16 protein-coding genes are annotated in these 19,342 nt (G+C 60.5%); 10 read left to right on the forward strand and 6 right to left on the reverse strand.

Going from position 1 to position 19,342, the window contains the following annotated elements:
• Window positions 1-12: 12 nt before the first annotated feature.
• Together lpxH and JN524_RS15000 are read right to left on the reverse strand one after the other, a co-directional pair.
• Window positions 13-765 carry a UDP-2,3-diacylglucosamine diphosphatase gene (gene lpxH / locus JN524_RS14995; protein WP_202369825.1) on the reverse strand — a complete coding sequence of 251 codons (753 nt, stop codon included), beginning with the start codon at window positions 763-765 and terminating at the stop codon, window positions 13-15.
• A complete protein-coding gene (locus JN524_RS15000) occupies window positions 762-1,268 on the reverse strand; it encodes a peptidylprolyl isomerase (RefSeq protein ID WP_134785991.1) in 507 nt (168 codons plus the stop codon). The genes lpxH and JN524_RS15000 overlap by 4 nt, the downstream gene beginning before the upstream one ends.
• Before the next feature lie 265 nt (window positions 1,269-1,533).
• Between JN524_RS15000 and JN524_RS15005 the strand changes: the two genes are divergently transcribed.
• Both JN524_RS15005 and cysS read left to right on the forward strand, forming a co-directional pair.
• Window positions 1,534-3,234, forward strand: a complete 1,701-nt coding sequence (locus JN524_RS15005; RefSeq protein ID WP_202369826.1) for a glutamine--tRNA ligase/YqeY domain fusion protein — start codon at window positions 1,534-1,536, stop codon at window positions 3,232-3,234.
• Between the two features lie 22 nt (window positions 3,235-3,256).
• Window positions 3,257-4,639 carry a cysteine--tRNA ligase gene (gene cysS / locus JN524_RS15010; RefSeq protein ID WP_202369827.1) on the forward strand — a complete coding sequence of 461 codons (1,383 nt, stop codon included), beginning with the start codon at window positions 3,257-3,259 and terminating at the stop codon, window positions 4,637-4,639.
• A gap of 63 nt (window positions 4,640-4,702) precedes the next feature.
• Here the strand turns inward: cysS and JN524_RS15015 are convergent, their stop codons facing one another.
• Together JN524_RS15015 and JN524_RS15020 are read right to left on the reverse strand one after the other, a co-directional pair.
• Window positions 4,703-5,575 carry an undecaprenyl-diphosphate phosphatase gene (locus tag JN524_RS15015; protein ID WP_202369828.1) on the reverse strand — a complete coding sequence of 291 codons (873 nt, stop codon included), beginning with the start codon at window positions 5,573-5,575 and terminating at the stop codon, window positions 4,703-4,705.
• A gap of 254 nt (window positions 5,576-5,829) precedes the next feature.
• Window positions 5,830-7,674, reverse strand: coding sequence for a sigma-54-dependent Fis family transcriptional regulator (locus JN524_RS15020; protein WP_202369829.1), 1,845 nt, complete (start codon window positions 7,672-7,674; stop codon window positions 5,830-5,832).
• 340 nt (window positions 7,675-8,014) lie between these two features.
• Here JN524_RS15020 and JN524_RS15025 point away from each other — a divergent pair, with 340 nt between their 5' ends.
• The 6 genes from JN524_RS15025 to JN524_RS15050 are packed head-to-tail and all read left to right on the forward strand — an operon-like array spanning window position 8,015 to window position 13,965.
• On the forward strand, window positions 8,015-9,109 hold the full coding sequence (locus JN524_RS15025; protein ID WP_202369830.1) for an ABC transporter ATP-binding protein: 1,095 nt from the start codon (window positions 8,015-8,017) through the stop codon (window positions 9,107-9,109).
• On the forward strand, window positions 9,109-10,218 hold the full coding sequence (locus JN524_RS15030; protein ID WP_202369831.1) for an ABC transporter ATP-binding protein: 1,110 nt from the start codon (window positions 9,109-9,111) through the stop codon (window positions 10,216-10,218). Before JN524_RS15025 ends, JN524_RS15030 begins: the two co-directional genes overlap by 1 nt.
• Window positions 10,215-11,081 carry a carbohydrate ABC transporter permease gene (locus JN524_RS15035; RefSeq protein WP_007961995.1) on the forward strand — a complete coding sequence of 289 codons (867 nt, stop codon included), beginning with the start codon at window positions 10,215-10,217 and terminating at the stop codon, window positions 11,079-11,081. Before JN524_RS15030 ends, JN524_RS15035 begins: the two co-directional genes overlap by 4 nt.
• 10 nt (window positions 11,082-11,091) lie before the next feature.
• On the forward strand, window positions 11,092-11,892 hold the full coding sequence (locus JN524_RS15040; protein ID WP_096795652.1) for a carbohydrate ABC transporter permease: 801 nt from the start codon (window positions 11,092-11,094) through the stop codon (window positions 11,890-11,892).
• A gap of 10 nt (window positions 11,893-11,902) precedes the next feature.
• Window positions 11,903-12,175: a DUF2160 domain-containing protein gene (locus JN524_RS15045; RefSeq protein ID WP_027614647.1), complete on the forward strand. Its 273-nt coding sequence runs from the start codon at window positions 11,903-11,905 to the stop codon at window positions 12,173-12,175.
• A 47-nt stretch (window positions 12,176-12,222) separates the two neighbouring features.
• Window positions 12,223-13,965, forward strand: a complete 1,743-nt coding sequence (locus tag JN524_RS15050) for an ABC transporter substrate-binding protein (RefSeq protein WP_202369832.1) — start codon at window positions 12,223-12,225, stop codon at window positions 13,963-13,965.
• Between the two features lie 253 nt (window positions 13,966-14,218).
• On the opposite strand, the gene JN524_RS15055 is transcribed toward JN524_RS15050, so the two are convergent.
• Window positions 14,219-15,634: a heavy metal sensor histidine kinase gene (locus JN524_RS15055; RefSeq protein WP_202369833.1), complete on the reverse strand. Its 1,416-nt coding sequence runs from the start codon at window positions 15,632-15,634 to the stop codon at window positions 14,219-14,221.
• Window positions 15,631-16,305 (reverse strand): heavy metal response regulator transcription factor, encoded by a 675-nt coding sequence (locus JN524_RS15060; protein WP_202369834.1) that lies wholly within the window; start codon window positions 16,303-16,305, stop codon window positions 15,631-15,633. The genes JN524_RS15055 and JN524_RS15060 overlap by 4 nt, the downstream gene beginning before the upstream one ends.
• A gap of 538 nt (window positions 16,306-16,843) precedes the next feature.
• On the opposite strand from JN524_RS15060, the gene JN524_RS15065 reads away from it, so the two are divergent.
• Window positions 16,844-18,091, forward strand: coding sequence for a TolC family protein (locus JN524_RS15065; RefSeq protein WP_202369835.1), 1,248 nt, complete (start codon window positions 16,844-16,846; stop codon window positions 18,089-18,091).
• 49 nt (window positions 18,092-18,140) lie between these two features.
• Window positions 18,141-19,334, forward strand: a complete 1,194-nt coding sequence (locus JN524_RS15070; protein ID WP_202369836.1) for an efflux RND transporter periplasmic adaptor subunit — start codon at window positions 18,141-18,143, stop codon at window positions 19,332-19,334.
• Window positions 19,335-19,342: the final 8 nt, after the last annotated feature.

Below are 19,342 nucleotides of genomic sequence, written 5' to 3' on the forward strand. Positions count from 1 at the left end.
TGATCTTGGCTTTTAGATTGCGGGAGCGGGCAGGGCTGGCGGCGGGGCGAAGTCGAACGGCGCGAGGGCAAACCCGTTCTCATCCACCTGCAACGCCCAACCCTGACGATCCCAGTCCCCCAGCACAATCCGCTTCGCCGCTTGCTCGCCGAGCTGCAGCTTGTGGATCGCCGGACGATGGGTATGCCCGTGAATCAGGGTTTTCACCGCGTATTGCTGCATGATCCGCGGAATTTCCTCAGGCGTGACATCAACAATGTCATTGGCCTTCATCCGCGTCTGCGCGCGGCTTTCGCTGCGCAGCTTGCGCGCCAGTTTGTGGCGGGTGCTCAGCGGCAGGTGGCGCAGGATGAACAGGGTGATCGGGTTACGCAGGTAGCGCCGCAGCTTCATGTAGGCTTCGTCGCGGGTGCACAGGCTGTCGCCGTGCAGCAGCAGCACCGGCTCGCCGTAAAACTGCACGACACTCGGGTCCTTCAACAGGGTGCAGCCGGCTTCTTTGCAGAAGGCCTTGCCGAGCAGGAAGTCGCGATTGCCGTGCATCAGAAAGATCGCCGTGCCGCTGTCGCTCAGTTCGCGCAGGGCCTGGCAGATGGAACGCTGGAAGGGCGTCATGGCATCGTCGCCAATCCACGCCTCGAAAAAGTCGCCGAGGATGTACAACGCACTCGCCGAGCGGGCGCGTCCGGCGAGCAAATCCAGAAACGCCCGGGTAATGTCCGGGCGCTCCTCTTCCAGATGCAAGTCTGAAATCAGCAATATCACGCTTCGATGATCTCGGCTTTCTCGATGATCACGTCGTCTTTCGGCACGTCCTGGTGACCGGCCTTGGAAGTGGTGGCCACGCCTTCGATCTTGTCGACTACGTCGGTACCGGCAACGACTTTACCGAACACGGCATAACCCCAGCCCTGAGCGGTCTTGGCAGTGTGGTTGAGGAAGCTGTTGTTGGTGGCGTTGATGAAGAACTGCGCCGAGGCCGAATGCGGGTCCATGGTGCGGGCCATGGCCAGGGTGTACTTCTCGTTCTTCAGGCCGTTGTCGGCTTCGTTCTGGATGCTGGCGCGCTTGTCTTTCTTTTCCTGCATGCCAGGCTGGAAACCGCCGCCCTGGATCATGAAACCCTTGATCACACGGTGAAAGACTACGTTTTCGTAGTGACCGGCCTTAACGTATTCAAGGAAGTTGGCAACGGTGATCGGCGCTTTTTCAGCGTCCAGTTCGATGACGATGTCGCCGTAGTTGGTGGTCAGTTTGACTTGAGTCATGATCGGTGCTCTTTTTCAATGAAGCGTTTTATAAGGAATTCGTGGGTATTGGGACATTTGCGCCCTATACCGGTTCAGCCCATCGGCCAAGGTGCGCAGTTTAGCGTGACAGGCGCGAATTTCGAGGCTGTTTTTCAAATCCCGGCGATTAAATGCGCTCCTTTATAGGCCGCGCTCTGTCAGGCCCTTGACAGCATCGGCTATGATAGCGGCTTTGTTTTGTCTGGCCCCCTTTGCGGCCGCGCACATGTAAGTCAAGGATCCTATGAGCAAGCCCACTGTCGACCCTACCTCGAATGCCAAGTCCGGCCCTGCCGTGCCGGTCAATTTCCTGCGGCCGATCATCCAGGCAGACCTGGACTCGGGCAAGCACACCCAGATCGTCACCCGTTTTCCGCCTGAGCCCAACGGCTACCTGCACATCGGCCACGCCAAGTCGATCTGCGTGAACTTCGGCCTGGCCCAGGAGTTCGGCGGCGTCACGCACCTGCGTTTCGACGACACCAACCCGGCCAAGGAAGACCAGGAATACATCGACGCGATCGAAAGCGACGTCAAATGGCTGGGCTTCGAGTGGTCCGGCGAAGTGCGCTACGCCTCGCAGTATTTCGACCAGTTGCACGACTGGGCGGTCGAGCTGATCAAGGCCGGCAAGGCTTACGTCGACGACCTGACCCCTGAGCAGGCCAAGGAATACCGTGGCAGCCTGACCGAGCCTGGCAAGAACAGCCCGTTCCGCGACCGTTCGGTAGAAGAGAACCTCGACTGGTTCGCGCGCATGCGTGCCGGTGAGTTCCCGGACGGTGCCCGCGTGCTGCGTGCGAAGATCGACATGGCCTCGCCGAACATGAACCTGCGCGACCCGATCATGTACCGCATCCGCCACGCCCATCACCACCAGACCGGTGACAAGTGGTGCATCTACCCGAACTATGACTTCACCCACGGTCAGTCGGACGCCATCGAAGGCATCACCCACTCGATCTGCACCCTGGAGTTCGAAAGCCATCGTCCGCTGTACGAGTGGTTCCTGGACAACCTGCCGGTGCCGGCCAACCCGCGCCAGTACGAGTTCAGCCGCCTGAACCTGAACTACACCATCACCAGCAAGCGCAAGCTCAAGCAACTGGTCGATGAAAAGCACGTGCACGGCTGGGACGACCCACGCATGTCGACCCTGTCGGGTTTCCGCCGTCGCGGCTACACCCCGGCATCGATCCGTAACTTCTGCGACATGGTCGGCACCAACCGTTCCGATGGCGTGGTCGACTTCGGCATGCTCGAGTTCAGCATCCGTCAGGACCTGGACGCCAACGCGCCGCGTGCCATGTGCGTGCTGCGTCCGTTGAAAGTGGTGATCACCAACTACCCGGAAGGTCAGGTCGAAAACCTCGAACTGCCGCGTCATCCGCAGAAAGAAGAACTCGGCGTGCGCCAGCTGCCGTTCGCCCGTGAAATCTACATCGACCGCGATGACTTCATGGAAGAACCACCAAAGGGCTACAAGCGCCTGGAGCCGAACGGCGAAGTGCGTCTGCGTGGCAGCTACGTGATCCGTGCCGACGAAGCGATCAAGGACGCCGACGGCAACATCGTCGAGCTGCGTTGCTCGTACGACCCGGACACCCTCGGCAAGAACCCTGAAGGCCGCAAGGTCAAGGGCGTGATCCACTGGGTGCCGGCCGCTGCCAGCATCGAGTGCGAAGTGCGTCTGTACGATCGCCTGTTCCGTTCTCCGAACCCGGAGAAGGCCGAAGACAGCGCGAGTTTCCTCGACAACATCAACCCTGACTCACTGCAAGTGCTGACCGGTTGTCGTGCTGAGCCATCGCTTGGCAATGCACAGCCGGAAGACCGTTTCCAGTTCGAGCGCGAAGGCTACTTCGTCGCCGACATCAAGGACTCGAAACCAGGTCAGCCGGTATTCAACCGTACCGTGACCCTGCGTGATTCGTGGGGCCAGTGATTTAGCGTCAAGGAAATATAAAGTGCTGACGATCTACAACACGCTCACCAAGAGCAAAGAAGTCTTCAAGCCGCTGGATGGCAACAAGGTGCGCATGTACGTGTGCGGCATGACCGTGTACGACTACTGCCACCTCGGCCACGGCCGCAGCATGGTCGCGTTCGACCTGGTGACCCGCTGGTTGCGCTTCAGCGGTTACGACCTGACCTACGTGCGCAACATCACCGACATCGACGACAAGATCATCAATCGTGCCCGCGAGAACGATGAGTCGTTCGAAGCGCTGACCGAGCGCATGATCGCGGCGATGCACGAAGACGAAGCGCGCCTGAACATCAAGAAGCCGGACATGGAGCCGCGCGCCACGGATCACATTCCGGGCATGCACGCGATGATCCAGACCCTGATCGACAAGGGCTTCGCCTACGCCCCGGGCAATGGCGACGTGTACTACCGCGTCGCCAAGTTCATGGGCTACGGCAAGCTGTCGCGCAAGAAGATCGAAGACCTGCGCATCGGTGCACGCATCGAAGTCGACGAGTCGAAAGAAGATCCGCTGGATTTCGTCCTGTGGAAAGCCGCCAAGCCGGGCGAGCCGAGCTGGGAATCGCCGTGGGGCGCCGGGCGTCCGGGCTGGCACATCGAGTGCTCGGTGATGTCCACCTGCTGCCTCGGTGAGACCTTCGACATTCATGGCGGCGGCAGCGACCTTGAGTTCCCGCACCATGAAAACGAAATCGCCCAAAGCGAAGCGGCCACCGGCAAGACCTACGCCAACGCGTGGATGCATTGCGGCATGATCCGTATCAATGGCGAGAAGATGTCCAAGTCCTTGAACAACTTCTTCACCATTCGCGACGTGCTCGACAAGTACCACCCGGAAGTCGTGCGTTACCTGCTGGTGTCGAGCCACTACCGCAGCGCGATCAACTACTCGGAAGACAACCTCAAGGACGCCAAGGGCGCACTCGAGCGTTTCTACCACGCGTTGAAAGGACTGCCGAGCGTCGCTCCGGCCGGCGGCGAAGCCTTTGTCGAGCGTTTCACCACGGTGATGAACGACGACTTCGGCACGCCGGAAGCCTGCGCGGTGCTGTTCGAGATGGTGCGTGAGATCAATCGTCTGCGCGAGAGCGATCTCGATGCAGCGGCAGGTCTGGCGGCACGTCTGAAAGAACTGGCGAGCGTGTTGGGCGTGTTGCAGTTGGAAGCGGATGACTTCCTGCAGGCGGGCGCCGAAGGGCGTGTCGATGCGGCTGAAGTCGATGCGCTAATTGCTGCACGTCTGGCGGCACGCGCCGGCAAAGACTGGGCCGAATCCGACCGTATCCGTGACCAGCTCACCGCCATGGGCGTGGTGCTGGAAGACGGCAAGGGCGGCACGACCTGGCGTCTGGCTGACTGATTGCCTGATCCGCGTTTAAAACAAAACCCGCCGAGTGCGGGTTTTGTTTTTTCTGGCGGGGCCTTAGCTCAAGGCGCCGGTGCTGACCGCGACGATCAGGAAAATCCCCAGCACCGCACGGTAGATGACGAATGGCCAGGTGGAGAACTTCTCCAGAAAACGCATCAGGCCCCAGATCGCGAAGAACGCCGAGATGCTGGCAATCACCAGACCGAAAATCAGGTGCCCCCAAACGGCAGCGGGAAGGTCGGCATGGAATAACACCCACAACTCCTTCAGACCGGCGAGGGCGATCGCCGGCAGCCCGAGCAGGAATGAAAACCGCGCCGCTTCTTCACGCTGGAAGTTGAGAAACAGCGCTGCCGTCAGTGTCGAGCCGGAGCGCGACACCCCGGGAATTAGCGCGCCAATCTGTGCGATACCGACGATCAGCGCATCGCGCAGACGCATTTCGTCAACGCTGCGCCGATGGCGGCAGGTCAGTTCGGCAGCCGCCAGCAGCACCGCCATGACCACGCAGGAAATCCCGATCACCATCAGGCCGCGCAAGGGTGAGTTGCAGGCATTGAGTGTCGATGACAACGCTATACCGGCGATGCCGATGGGGATGGTCGCCAGCACAATCGCCACTGCGAGGATGAACCAGCGGTTGTTGAAATCCCGTTGGCGCACCGCATCGACGCTGCCGCCGACCACTTGGCGGACATCGCGCCAGAAATAACTGACCACCGCCGCCAGTGCGGCCAGTTGCATCGCTGCGGAAAACGCCGAGCCGGGATCCGGCCAGCCGAGCAGGGCCGGGACGATGCGCATATGCGCGGTGGAGGAAACGGGCAGCAACTCGGTGATGCCTTGAATGATGCCGAGGAAGCCGATCTGCAGGTAGTCCAGCGAAGCGAAGCCGATATCGAGGCCGGTGGAACAGATGTTGGTCAAAGCACGTGTCCTGTAAGGATCAGGAGGAGGGAGGTGTGTGGATCAAAGGCGGGGCAAAAAACTGAAACATTTCGTCACAGTCTAGTCGGTTCGGTCAATGGGGGCGGTTTAGTGGTGGTGTGGTGAATGGTCTGACGCCATCGCGGGCAAGCCCGCTCCCACAGGTTTAATTGTGGTTCACCGTTGTTGCGTACAACCCGAAACCCTGTGGGGGCTGGCTTGCCAGCGATGAGGTTCGCTCAGACTACGCGTCATTACGCCTGACGCAACCGCTTGTAAAGGGTATTGCGACTAACCCCCAACCGCCGCGCCAGATGCGAAATATTGCCCCCGGCTGCTTTCAACTCCCGGTTCAACGCTTCCACATCATTCAGATCCAGCCCCAGCGGCTGCACGCTCTCCACCGGCTCCATCTCCAGATCGACAAAAAAATCATCCGGCAGATGCTCTGGCCGTACCGGTTGCTCCTCGGCCATCGCCAGCGCCACTTGCATCACGCTGCTGACCTGACGCAGATTGCCCGGCCACGGATGCCGGCCGAACAGCTCCAGCACTTCGCGGCTGAGTCCGGCCCATTGCGTCGGTTCGCGATGTTGTTCCCACAGGCGTTTGAACAGCGCCTGCTTGTCGCTGCGCTCGCGAAGTGGCGGCAATTCGAGGGTCAGACCGCCGATGCGGTAATACAAGTCCTCACGAAACCGCCCCAGTTGCACTTGTTCGCGCAAAGAGCGGTTGGTCGCCGAGATGATCCGCAGATCCACCGCGAACAATTCGCTGCTGCCCACCGGTTGCACGCAACGCTCCTGCAACACTCGCAACAACCGCGCCTGAGTCGGCAACGGCATGTCGCCGATTTCGTCGAGGAACAGCGTGCCTTTGTCGGCTTTGCGGATCAGGCCGATGCTGCCTTTCTGGTTGGCGCCGGTGAACGCGCCTTTTTCATAGCCGAACAGTTCTGACTCCACCAGTTCGGCGGGGATCGCCGCGCAGTTGACGGCGATAAATGCCTGTTTGCTGCGCGAGCTGGCCTGATGCAGGGCTTTGACGAAGAATTCCTTGCCGACTCCGGTTTCGCCGTGGATCAGCAGCGGAATGTCTTTCTCCAGCAGGCGTTCGGCCTGACGCACGGCTTTTTCCACCCGGCTGTCACCGAAGTGCAGGGTGCTGAGGCTGATGGCGCCCGAGGGTTTGAGCGACGTTTCGGCGCTTTTCGGTTCAGCAAATACCCGAGGCTGAACCGCTGCCTGTTGCGGTCGCTTCAACAAACACTGAAAACGGTTGCGCCCGGAGGTCTGCAGGGCGAACGGCAAGCCGTCGGGCTGATTCAACAGCTCCAGCAGCGACACGTTGAACAGGCTCTCGACACTGACCCGCGACAGGCGCACGCCGAGCAGATTGTCCGCCCGGCGATTGGCCGACAACACTTGCCCGCTCTCATCGAAAATCAGCAAACCCGCCCACTGACTGTCGAGATTGTTCAACCCGGTGTTGAAGGTCAGTTGAAAGTGCTGGCCATGGAACAGGTTGAGGATCAGCCGGTTCTCCACGGTCTGGCTCATCATCTTGACCATGCCCAGCGTGTGCGAGGGCGGCAGGTAACTGTCGCTGGACACGTCGAGCACCGCGATAACCTTGCGCTCGGCATCGAAAATCGGCGCGGCGGAACCGGTCATGAAACGGTTGGCTTTCAGAAAGTGTTCATCGTGCTCGATGTGCACCGCTTGTTCGCAGGCCAGTGCGGTGCCGATTGCATTGGTGCCGCTGCAGCGTTCCATCCAGCTCGCCCCGGCGCTAAACCCTCGGGCCAGGTTCGGCTCGATAAAGCGCTGAGTGCCCCAGGAGGTCAGCACCTGACCCTGATGGTCGGCGAGCATGATCAGGCAATTGGAGTTGCTGAGGATGTTCTCGTAATACGGCAGCACTTCCTGATGGGTGGTCTGCACCAGCGCGTGGTGACGGTCGAGCAGCTGCGCGATGCCCGCGGCGGGCAATTGATCGAAGGCCGGGGCGCTCTGGTGGTCAAGACCGAAGGCGCGGCAACGTTGCCAGGAGTTCTGGACAATCGCGTCGTGGGACAGCGGCGGGGCAGGTGCGGCCATGGTGGTCAGCCTCTGATGCAGCGCTTTTATTATTGTTATGACCCACACATTTTCCCTGTAGGAGCTGCCGCAGGCTGCGATCTCTTGATCTTGTTCTTAAAAACAAAAGTCAAAAGATCGCAGCCTGCGGCAGCTCCTACAGGGGGTGTGAACAGTTCATAGAGTGTTGTTCACTATTGTTCATTGTCAATCGCCCGACTGTTCAAATGTGTTCAGCAATGAACGCCCATTCCCCGCGTTTTCAGCCCTTTTCACGACAAATCAACCACTTGCCATTTCTGGCACGAATGTCGCTCTGCTGCACAGATCGCTTGACTCCAATAATAAAAAAGGCCGAGCCATGTCACTCACCCTGGAGCACGTCAGCCGTACCGTCGAGGGCCAGACCTGGATCGACGATGCCTGCCTGAAATTCGAACCCGGATCCTTCAACGTTCTGCTCGGCCGCACGCTGTCCGGCAAGACCAGCCTGATGCGCCTGATGGCAGGCCTGGACAAGCCCGACAGCGGCCGGATCCTGATGAACGGCGTCGACGTCACCCAGTGCCCGGTGCGCCTGCGCAACGTGTCGATGGTCTATCAGCAGTTCATCAATTACCCGACCATGACCGTGTTCGAGAACATCGCCTCGCCGCTGCGTCAGGCCGGTGTTTCCAAAGAAATCATTCATAGCAAAGTGCTGGAAACCGCGAAGATGCTGCGCATCGAGAAGTTTCTGCAGCGCTATCCGCTGGAACTGTCCGGCGGTCAGCAGCAGCGCACGGCGATGGCCCGGGCGCTGGTCAAGGATGCCGAGCTGATCCTGTTCGACGAGCCGCTGGTCAACCTCGATTACAAGCTGCGCGAAGAGCTGCGCCAAGAGATGCGCGAGCTGTTCAAGGCCCGCCACACCATCGCGATCTACGCCACCACCGAGCCCAACGAAGCGTTGGCCCTGGGCGGCACCACGACCATTCTTCACGAAGGCCGGGTGATCCAGAGCGGCCCGTCGACCTCGGTCTACCACCAGCCGCAAACCGTGTTGGCCGCCGAGCTGTTCTCCGAGCCGCCGATCAACCTGATGCCCGGGCGCATCGCCGGCAACGAAGTCAGCTTCGCCAACTTCGTGCATTTCCCGTTGAACGTCGACCTGCGCCCGGTGGGCGAGGGCGAGTTTCGCTTTGGCGTACGCCCCAGCCATATCTCACTGGTGCCGAGCAACGATGACGATCTGGAGCTGGCGGTCACCGTCGAAGTGGCGGAGATCAGCGGCTCGGAAACCTTCCTGCACGTGCGCAACGAGCATTTCCTGCTGGTGCTGCACCTGCCGGGGGTTCACGAATACGACGTCGATGCGCCGATCCGCATCTACATCCCGACTCACAAACTGTTCGTGTTCGATGCGCAGGGCCGTCTGGTGCAGGCACCGGGCCGGCGTGTCGCGAGGGTTGCCTGATGGCCGAAATCCGTTTGCAGCACCTCGCCCACAGCTACAGCAAGCAGCCGAGCGGGCCTGACGATTACGCGATCCGCGAAATGGACCACATTTGGGAGCAGGGCGGCGCCTATGCCTTGCTCGGCCCTTCGGGTTGCGGCAAATCGACCTTGCTCAACATCATTTCCGGCCTGCTCAGCCCCTCGCAAGGGCACGTGCTGTTCGACGGCAAAGCGGTCAATGACCTGACCCCGGAGAAGCGCAACGTCGCTCAGGTGTTCCAGTTCCCGGTGGTCTACGACACCATGACCGTGTTCGACAACCTGGCCTTCCCCCTGCGCAATCAGGGCATGGCCGAGGCGAAAGTGCACAGCAAGGTGCAGGAAATCGCCGAAGTCCTCGACCTGCAAAACCTGCTGAGCAAGAAGGCGCGTAACCTCACCGCTGACGAAAAACAGAAAGTCTCCATGGGCCGTGGTCTGGTGCGTGACGACGTCTCGGCGATCCTCTTCGACGAGCCGCTGACGGTGATCGACCCTCACCTGAAGTGGAAACTGCGACGCAAGCTCAAGCAGATCCACGAGCAGTTCAACATCACCATGGTCTACGTCACCCACGATCAACTGGAGGCCTCGACCTTCGCCGACAAGATCGCGGTGATGTACGGCGGACAGATCGTGCAGTTCGGCACGCCCCGGGAATTGTTCGAGCGGCCGAGCCACACCTTTGTCGGCTACTTCATCGGCAGCCCGGGGATGAACCTGATCGAGGTGCAGCCGCAGCCGGGCGGGGTCGGTTTCGCTTCGACGCACTTGCCACTGTCCGACGCTTTGCAACGGCATATCGAACATGGTCAGTGGAAAAATCTGAAGGTCGGCATCCGCCCGGAGTTCATCCATGTCTGGGACGAGCCATTTGACGAGGCGATGCAGGCGCGGGTGGTTCACGTCGAAGACCTCGGCACCTACAAGATCCTCACTCTCGACCTCGACGGCGCGCCGCTCAAGGTGCGTCTGGCCGAAGACAAACCGGTGCCGCAGGGCACGGCGTACATCAGTTTTCCGGCACAGTGGCTGATGGTCTATGCCGATGAGTTTCTGCTTGAAGCCGACGACGAGGTGCAACCATGAACAAGGTGCAGAACAACAAGGCCTGGTGGCTGGTGTTGCCGGTATTTCTGCTGGTGGCGTTCAGTGCGGTAATCCCGATGATGACCGTGGTCAACTATTCGGTGCAGGACATTTTCGACCAGTCCAGCCGCTACTTCGTCGGCGCCGACTGGTACAAACAGGTGCTGCTCGATCCGCGTCTGCATGACTCGCTGCTACGCCAGTTCATCTACTCGGCCTGCGTGCTGCTGATCGAAATCCCGTTGGGTATCGCCGTCGCCCTGACCATGCCAACCAAGGGCCGCTGGTCGTCGGTGGTGCTGATCATTCTGGCGATTCCGTTGCTGATCCCGTGGAACGTGGTCGGCACCATCTGGCAGATCTTCGGTCGCGCCGACATAGGTCTGCTCGGTTCGAGCCTGAATGCACTGGGCATCAGCTACAACTACGCGGCCAACACCATGGACGCTTGGGTCACGGTGCTGGTGATGGACGTCTGGCACTGGACTTCGCTGGTGGCGTTGCTGTGTTTTTCCGGGCTGCGGGCGATTCCCGACGTGTATTACCAGGCGGCGCGGATCGACCGCGCCTCGGCCTGGGCGGTGTTCCGCCACATTCAATTACCGAAGTTGAAAAGCGTGCTGCTGATCGCGGTGATGCTGCGCTTCATGGACAGTTTCATGATCTACACCGAGCCGTTCGTGCTCACTGGCGGCGGGCCGGGCAATGCCACGACTTTCCTCAGTCAGACTTTGACCCAGATGGCCGTCGGCCAATTCGATCTGGGGCCGGCGGCGGCGTTTTCGCTGGTGTACTTCCTGATCATCCTGCTGGTCTCGTGGCTGTTCTACACCGCCATGACCCATTCCGACGCCAACCGCTGAGGGCCCGGCCATGAGCAAAAGAAAGCTTGTTCCGTTGCTGGTGTACATCCTGTTTCTGCTGGTGCCGATCTACTGGTTGCTGAACATGTCGTTCAAGAGCAACACCGAAATTCTCGGCGGCTTGACCCTGTTCCCCCAGGATTTCACCTGGCACAACTACAAGGTGATTTTCACCGACCCGAGCTGGTACACCGGTTATCTCAATTCGCTGTATTACGTCAGCCTGAACACGGTGATCTCGCTGAGTGTGGCGCTGCCGGCGGCCTATGCGTTTTCGCGCTATCGCTTCCTCGGCGACAAGCACTTGTTCTTCTGGCTGCTGACCAACCGCATGGCGCCACCGGCGGTGTTTCTGTTGCCGTTCTTTCAGTTGTATTCGTCGATCGGGCTGTTCGACACGCACATCGCCGTGGCGCTAGCGCACTGCCTGTTCAACGTGCCGCTGGCGGTGTGGATTCTTGAAGGCTTCATGTCCGGGGTGCCCAAGGAAATCGACGAAACCGCGTACATCGACGGCTACAGCTTTCCCAAGTTCTTCGTGAAGATTTTCATCCCGCTGATCGGCTCCGGCATCGGCGTCACGGCGTTTTTCTGCTTCATGTTTTCCTGGGTCGAACTGCTGCTGGCGCGCACGCTGACTTCGGTGAATGCCAAGCCGATTGCGGCGGTGATGACGCGCACGGTGTCGGCCTCGGGCATCGACTGGGGCGTGCTGGCAGCGGCGGGGGTGTTGACCATCCTCCCGGGCATGCTGGTGATCTGGTTTGTTCGCAACCACGTGGCCAAGGGCTTTGCCCTCGGTCGGGTCTGAGGAACGCATGATGGAATGGATGAGCTGGACCACCCCCACGGCGGGGTTCTTTATTGCCATCGGCCTATTGCTGGTGGGCATGACCACCTGGGAACTGCGCTCGCCGAGCATCCTGCGACGCGGTTTTCTGCCGATTGCCACCACCCGTGGCGATCGCTTGTTCATCGGTCTTCTCGGCAGCGCCTACCTGCATCTGCTGGTAATCGGCGTCACCGACTGGAGCATCTGGGTAGCGTCCGCGCTGTCTCTGGTGTGGCTGTTGGTTGTGATGCGCTGGGGCTAGTCGAGTCGCTCGGCAATCGTGCTCCGTAACTCAAACTGGAGGTCTCTATGTTCGACAAAAACAATAAGCTGCGACATAGCATTTCATTGGCAGCCGTGCTGGCACTCAGCGGTTTGAGCGCATCTGCCTGGGCCGATGCCTACGAAGACGCTGCGAAAAAATGGATCGGCAGCGAGTTCAAACCGTCGACCCTGACGGCCGATCAGCAGCTCGAAGAATTGAAGTGGTTCATCAAGGCCGCCGAGCCGTTTCGCGGCATGGAAATCAAAGTGGTTTCCGAGACCCTGACCACCCACGAATACGAGTCCAAGGTGCTGGCCAAGGCCTTCACTGAAATCACCGGGATCAAGCTCACCCACGACCTGCTGCAAGAAGGCGACGTGGTGGAAAAAATGCAGACGGTGATGCAGTCGGACAAGAACATCTACGACGGCTGGGTCAACGACTCGGACCTGATCGGTACGCACTTTCGCTACGGCAAGACCGAATCGATCACCGACCTGATGGCCAACGAAGGCAAGAACTTCACCTCGCCGACCCTCGACATCAAGGACTTCATCGGCATCTCGTTCACCACCGCGCCGGATGGCAAGATCTATCAACTGCCCGACCAGCAGTTCGCCAACCTGTACTGGTTCCGCGCCGACTGGTTCGAACGCGCCGATCTGAAAGCCAAGTTCAAGGAAAAGTACGGCTACGAATTGGGCGTGCCGGTGAACTGGTCGGCCTATGAAGACATCGCCAAATTCTTCAGCGAAGACGTCAAGGAAATCGACGGTAAACGCGTCTACGGCCACATGGATTACGGCAAGAAAGACCCGTCGCTGGGCTGGCGCTTCACCGATGCCTGGTTCTCCATGGCCGGTGGCGGCGACAAGGGTTTGCCCAACGGCTTGCCGGTGGACGAGTGGGGGATTCGCGTCGAGGACTGTCACCCGGTCGGTTCCAGCGTGACCCGTGGTGGCGACACCAACGGCCCGGCGGCGGTGTTCGCCACGCAGAAATACGTCGACTGGCTCAAGGCCTACGCGCCACCGGAAGCGGCGGGCATGACCTTCTCCGAGTCCGGCCCGGTGCCGTCCCAAGGCAATATCGCTCAGCAGATCTTCTGGTACACCGCGTTCACCGCCGACATGACCAAACCGGGCCTGCCGGTGGTCAACGCCGACGGCACGCCGAAATGGCGCATGGCGCCGTCGCCGCGCGGGCCGTATTGGGAGGAGGGCATGAAGCTCGGTTATCAGGACGTAGGTTCGTGGACGTTCATGAAATCCACGCCTGAGAAACAGAAACTCGCGGCGTGGCTGTACGCGCAGTTCGTCACCTCGAAAACCGTGTCGCTGAAGAAAACCATCGTCGGCCTGACGCCGATTCGCGAGTCGGACATCAACTCGCAGGCGATGACCGATCTGGCGCCGAAACTCGGTGGCCTGGTCGAGTTCTACCGCAGCCCGGCCCGCGTGCAATGGACTCCGACCGGCACCAACGTGCCGGACTATCCGCGCCTAGCGCAACTGTGGTGGAGCCACATCGCCGAAGCGGCCAGCGGCGAGAAGACTCCGCAACAGGCGCTGGACGGCCTGGCCAAGGATCAGGACGCAATCATGACCCGTCTCGAACGCTCCAAGGCCCAAGCGGTGTGCGCCCCGAAAATGAACCCGGAACGCGATGCGCAATACTGGTTCGACCAACCGGGCGCACCAAAACCGAAATTGGCCAACGAGAAGCCGAAGGGCGAGACCGTGAGCTACAACGAACTGCTGAAATCCTGGGCGGATGCGCGTAAGTGACAGGAGAACTGTGAAAGGCGAACGGCACCGTAAGGTGCCGTTTTTTTTTGCCTGATCTACCGTAATCGCTTGCAGGCAAGCTCCCACAGGATTCAGTGGTGTCCACAAAACCCAAAAACACCCCGACACTCTGTAGGAGCTGCCGCAGGCTGCGATCTTTTGCTCCTGATCTTCAAAGGCCAAGGCAAAAGATCGCAGCCTGCGGCAGCTCCTACAGGACATCGGTCAATGCCAGCTTCATGCTTGAGTTTCTTCAAAGCGATGGGGCCATGGGTGTCGCCGCAGGAAAACCGAGGCGGAACACGGTCATGACACCTGGCAAGCTCTTCACCTCCGCTACCCCCTGATGCAGGCTCATGATCGAGCGCACGATCGCCAGCCCCAGCCCGGTGCTGCCCTGTGAGCGCGAGCGGGCGCTGTCGACGCGGTAGAAGCGGTCGAACAGGTGCGGCAGGTGTTGCGCCTCGATGCCGGCGCCGGGATTGCTCACCAGCAGTGAAGCCTGCGTCGCGCCTTGCTCGATCAGCAAGGTGATGGTTTTGCCGTTCGGGCAATGACGCAGCGCATTCGACAGCAGATTGGAAATCGCCCGCTGGATCATCAGCCGATCGCCCAACACTGATGCGCAACCAACAACATTCAAATGAATCTGCTTGTCCTGCGCCGCCAGCGAAAACATCTCCGCAACCTTCGCCGCTTCCGCCTCCAGCGCCACCGCTTCAAACGGCGCCAGCGCCGACGGGTGACTGACCTGCGCGAGAAACAGCATGTCGGAAACAATCCGCGCCACGCGCTCCAGCTCCTCGGTACACGACACCAGCACGTCCTGGTATTCCTCACTCGTGCGCTCGCGCGACAGCGTCACCTGGGCCTTGCCCATCAGGTTGTTGATCGGTGTGCGCAGCTCGTGCGCCAGGTCATCGGAGAACTGTGACAACTGCTGCACCCCGGCATCGAGGCGATGCAGCATGAAGTTGATGCCCTGCGCCAGTTCGCTCAACTCCTGCGGCATGTTCACCACCGACAGCCGATGCTCCAGATCCTGCGTCGAGACCCTCGCCGCCACTTTGCGAAACTCGCGCAGCGGCGCCAGTCCACGCTGCACCGCGCCCCACGCCGTTAGGCCGATGAACACCAGCAACAGCGGCAAGGCAATCAGCGTCGAGCGCAGATAGGCGCTGAGCAGCGCCTGATCGTGCGCGTTGTCCATCGATAGCAGCACCGGCACGCTGCTGCCGTCCTTGAGCCGAATCAGCTTCGACGCGGTAAGGAACTTCGCACCCTCGTCATCGATGCTGTCGCTATAGGCCAACTGCTCGGTAGTGCCTCGTACTGCGCGCAATTCGGCGCGTGGATCCTTCAGTCCCGAGCCGGATTTGAGCAGCGGCGTACGCAGGTTCGAACGGTCATAAATCGTCAGCGTCAGGTTGTCGTGGCCCATGACCTGATCGAGCAGAATGTGCGGCTTGCCACTGACTTCGTTGGCGTCGACGTACAGCGACAGGCTGTGTTCCACCTGCGCCATCTTCTTTTGCAGGCTGTCGCGCGACAGCGCATTCAGCTCATGAGTCAGGGCGAAATAGGCAAGGATCGCCAGAAACACCACCAACAGCGCGCCGAGAATACTCACCGTCAGACCGAGGCGCATCGACAGGCTGGCCGGCTTCATTCCCGCGCCTCCAGCACGTAGCCGACACCGCGCAGGGTGTGGATCAGCTTGTTGTTGAACGGGTCATCGATTTTCGCCCGCAAGCGCCGGATCGACACTTCGACCACGTTGGTGTCGCAGTCGAAATTCATGTCCCACACCAGCGAGATGATCTGCGTACGGGTCAGCACCTCGCCGGACTGGCGCATCAGCAAGTGCAGCAGGGCAAATTCCTTGGTGGTCAGGTCGATGCGCTGCTCGCCACGAAACGCCCGATGCCGGCCTGGATCGAGTTCCAGATCGGCGACTTTCAACACCTGCGGCACTGGGATGTTTTCGCTGCGGCGCATCAGGGTGCGGACCCGCGCCAGCAGTTCGGGAAACTCGAACGGCTTGACCAGGTAGTCGTCGGCGCCCAGGTCCAGACCGCGAATCTTGTCCGCCAGCCGCCCGCGCGCGGTGAGCATCATCACCCGCGTCGAGTGGGTGCGGCGCAGTTGTTCCAGCACGCCCCAACCGTCCAGTTCCGGCAAGTTCACGTCGAGAATGATCAGGTCATACGCCTGCTGTTGCGCCAGATGCAATCCATCGGCACCGGTGGCGGCGTGGTCAACGATATAACCACTTTCGGTCAAACCCTGATGCAAGTATTCGGCAGCTTTAAGCTCGTCCTCGACGACAAGGATTCGCATGATCTATCACCACTTTTATTTAATGGATATCTAATTAAGGCAACCCCTCACCCTAACCCTCTCCCCGAGGGAGAGGGGACTGAATGCGGGATATTTCAGAACTACGCCAACGTGAAAAAACTTTACTGAATCCATAATCGACTTGATGTAACAGGTCGATAAAAAACGCGAGACACTTCGGTCGGCCCCCTCTCCCCCCGGGAGAGGGCTGGGGTAAGGGGATGTCCGCAACGATAAAGGTTGTAGCGGCTACAGGGTCAACAACCCAATGCTTTAAACCGGGGCTGTGCGACAGTCCGCCGCAGCGCGGACCACGTGATTCTCGTAAGTTTGATTCCGACAAGTACTGTTCAGCAGATAACTACCGAGTATTTGTTTCCATGTATTGCAGCAAAGCCTTTTGCACTTCGCATCCTAGAACAAAACAACTTTGCTGAACCGTGGATAACGGATTTGTAATGTTCCAGTCACCTTGTCGATAAGTTCAAAACCCTAACGTGGCGGCATCGAAAAATCCTGAATTAAAGGAAGTCCTCCATTGCCCGGTTTAATCAAACTGACGGCGCGATCACGCCTGAACAAAACCGCCAGCGGCCTCTTGTTGCTGGCGTGCAGCAGCCTGGCCAGCGCATCGACCCTGACACTGGATCAGGCGCTGCAAAGTGCCTTCGCCGGTAACCCCGATCTCGCTGCCGCGCAATGGGAAATCGGTATTGCCGAGGGCGATCGCCAGCAGGCCGGGCTGATCCCCAATCCTGAGGTGTCGTGGGAGGCCGAAGACACCCGGCGCAACTCGCGCACCACCACGGTGATGCTCAGCCAGCCGATTGAGCTGGGCGGTAAACGCGGTGCGCGCATCGATGTCGCCAGCCGTGCGCAGGACGCCGCCGGCATCGAGCTGGAGCGCAAGCGCAATGCCTTGCGCGCCGATGTGTTCCAGGCGTTCAACAGCGCGCAAACCGCGCAGCAACGCTTGCAGCTGGCGCGCCAGTCGCTGCAACTGGCCGAGCACGGTGTGCGCGTTGCTCAGGGGCGGATCGAGGCCGGTAAATCGTCGCCGGTCGAAGGCACGCGAGCACAGGTGCAGCTCTCGGAAGTGCGCCTGGAGGTGAGCCGCGCCGAACGTGATCAGGCCAATGCCTATCAGCAACTGGCGCAGGTCATGGGCGCACCGTTGCCGACCTCGACCAACGTCCAAGCCGCGACGCAAAACCTCGCCACGCTGCCGCCGCCCGGCCGTTTGCTCGAGCGTCTGAACCAGACCGCCGAGCTGCGTCTGGCGAAACTGCAGATCGATCAGCGCGAAGCCTCGTTGGGCCTGGAAAAGTCGCAGCGCATTCCCGACCTGACCGTGAGCATCGGCAGTCAGTACAGCGAAACCGAGCGCGAACGGGTCAACGTGGTCGGGCTGTCGATGCCGATTCCGCTGTTCAACCGCAATCAGGGCAACGTGCTCGCCGCCGCACGCCGCACCGATCAGGCGCGGGATCTGCGCAACGCCACCGAGTTGCGTTTGCGCACCGAAGTCCAGACCAGCCTTGAGCAATGGCAGACCGCCAACGGCGAAGTCAACGCGTTCAACCAGAGCATCCTGCCCGCCGCACAAAGCGCAGTGGACAGCGCCACACGCGGTTTCGAAATGGGCAAGTTCGCTTTCCTCGATGTACTCGATGCCCAACGCACCCTGATCGCTGCGCGCAGCCAATACATCCAGGCCGTCAGCGAGGCGACCGAGGCCCGCGTGCGCCTCGAACGGATCTTCGGCGACCTCAGCGTCAGCCCTTGAATTTCACTTTTCAGACAACTGCGCGATGGCACGGCGCAGAGGAGTTTCCATGGATAAAAAACTGATGGTGGTCGCGGTGGCGACCTTGGCGCTGGGCATTGGCCTCGGTTCGATGTGGCCGGCCAATTCAAATATCGACGCGCATGCCGATGAGGCCTCCGAACACGCCGATCACGCCGAGGAGGGCGCTGCCGCCGAAGGCGAACATGCCGAAGAAGGCCACATCGGATTGAGCACCGAGCAGATCGCCGCCGCAGGCATTCAACTGGCCGAGGCGCGGGCGCAGAGCATCAGTCTCGGCCTGTCGTTCCCCGGCGAAGTGCGCTTCGACGAGGACCGCACTGCGCACGTCGTGCCGCGCGTGCCGGGGGTGGTCGAGTCGGTGGCGGTCAACCTCGGGCAACCGGTGAAGAAGGGCCAGTTGCTGGCGGTGATCGCCAGTCAGCAGATCTCCGATCAGCGCAGTGAACAGGCCGCCGCACAACGGCGTCTGGCCTTGGCACGCACCACTTACGAGCGCGAGAAGAAGCTGTGGCAGGACAAGATCTCCGCCGAACAGGATTTCCTCCAGGCCAAGCAGGCGTTGGAAGAGGCGGAAATCGCCATGAACAACGCCCGGCAAAAAATCAGCGTGCTCAGCGGCAGCATGGTAGCCACCGGCGGCAATCGCTACGAACTGCGCGCGCCATTCGACGGCGTGGTGGTGGAAAAACACCTGACGCCGGGCGAGGTGGTTGATGAAACCACTGCCGCATTCACCCTCTCGGATCTGTCGCGGGTGTGGGTGACCTTCGGCGTTTCACCCAAGGATCTGACCCAGGTGCAGGTGGGCAAACCGGTCACCGTCAGCGCGCCGGAATTGAAAGCCGAAGTGAGCGGCAGCGTGGCTTACGTTGGCAGCCTGCTCGGCGAACAAACCCGCACCGCGACCGTACGCGTGACCCTGGAAAACCCGCAGGGCTCATGGCGTCCGGGGCTGTTCGTCACCGCGCGGGTCGCCACCGACAGCCGCCAGGCCAAAGTCGCCGTGCCGGAAACCGCGATCCAGACCGTCGAGGACAAACCCACGGTGTTCGTGCGTACCGACGACGGCTTCAAGGCGCAGGCGGTGGAACTGGGCAGCCGTGCCGCCGGCCACGTGGAAGTCACTCAAGGGCTGGAACCGGGCGTGCAAGTCGCCAGCGCCGGCAGCTTCGTCCTCAAGTCGGAGCTGGGCAAAGCCTCAGCCGAGCACAGTCATTAATTCTGGAA

It is taken from the genome of Pseudomonas sp. MWU318, from assembly GCF_016756945.1.
Classification (GTDB): domain Bacteria; phylum Pseudomonadota; class Gammaproteobacteria; order Pseudomonadales; family Pseudomonadaceae; genus Aquipseudomonas; species Aquipseudomonas putida_A.

Excerpts from the sequence above, each read along its gene's own strand:
- JN524_RS15035 (WP_007961995.1), top strand. The coding sequence starts at position 10,215 with ATGAACAAGGTGCAGAACAACAAGGCCTGGTGGCTGGTGTTGCCGGTA.
- JN524_RS15005 (WP_202369826.1), top strand. The coding sequence starts at position 1,534 with ATGAGCAAGCCCACTGTCGACCCTACCTCGAATGCCAAGTCCGGCCCT.
- JN524_RS15070 (WP_202369836.1), top strand. The coding sequence starts at position 18,141 with ATGGATAAAAAACTGATGGTGGTCGCGGTGGCGACCTTGGCGCTGGGC.
- JN524_RS15050 (WP_202369832.1), top strand. The coding sequence starts at position 12,223 with ATGTTCGACAAAAACAATAAGCTGCGACATAGCATTTCATTGGCAGCC.
- JN524_RS15040 (WP_096795652.1), top strand. The coding sequence starts at position 11,092 with ATGAGCAAAAGAAAGCTTGTTCCGTTGCTGGTGTACATCCTGTTTCTG.
- JN524_RS15020 (WP_202369829.1), bottom strand. The coding sequence starts at position 7,674 with ATGGCCGCACCTGCCCCGCCGCTGTCCCACGACGCGATTGTCCAGAAC.
- JN524_RS15025 (WP_202369830.1), top strand. The coding sequence starts at position 8,015 with ATGTCACTCACCCTGGAGCACGTCAGCCGTACCGTCGAGGGCCAGACC.
- JN524_RS15055 (WP_202369833.1), bottom strand. The coding sequence starts at position 15,634 with ATGAAGCCGGCCAGCCTGTCGATGCGCCTCGGTCTGACGGTGAGTATT.
- JN524_RS15030 (WP_202369831.1), top strand. The coding sequence starts at position 9,109 with ATGGCCGAAATCCGTTTGCAGCACCTCGCCCACAGCTACAGCAAGCAG.
- JN524_RS15045 (WP_027614647.1), top strand. The coding sequence starts at position 11,903 with ATGGAATGGATGAGCTGGACCACCCCCACGGCGGGGTTCTTTATTGCC.
- JN524_RS15060 (WP_202369834.1), bottom strand. The coding sequence starts at position 16,305 with ATGCGAATCCTTGTCGTCGAGGACGAGCTTAAAGCTGCCGAATACTTG.
- JN524_RS15000 (WP_134785991.1), bottom strand. The coding sequence starts at position 1,268 with ATGACTCAAGTCAAACTGACCACCAACTACGGCGACATCGTCATCGAA.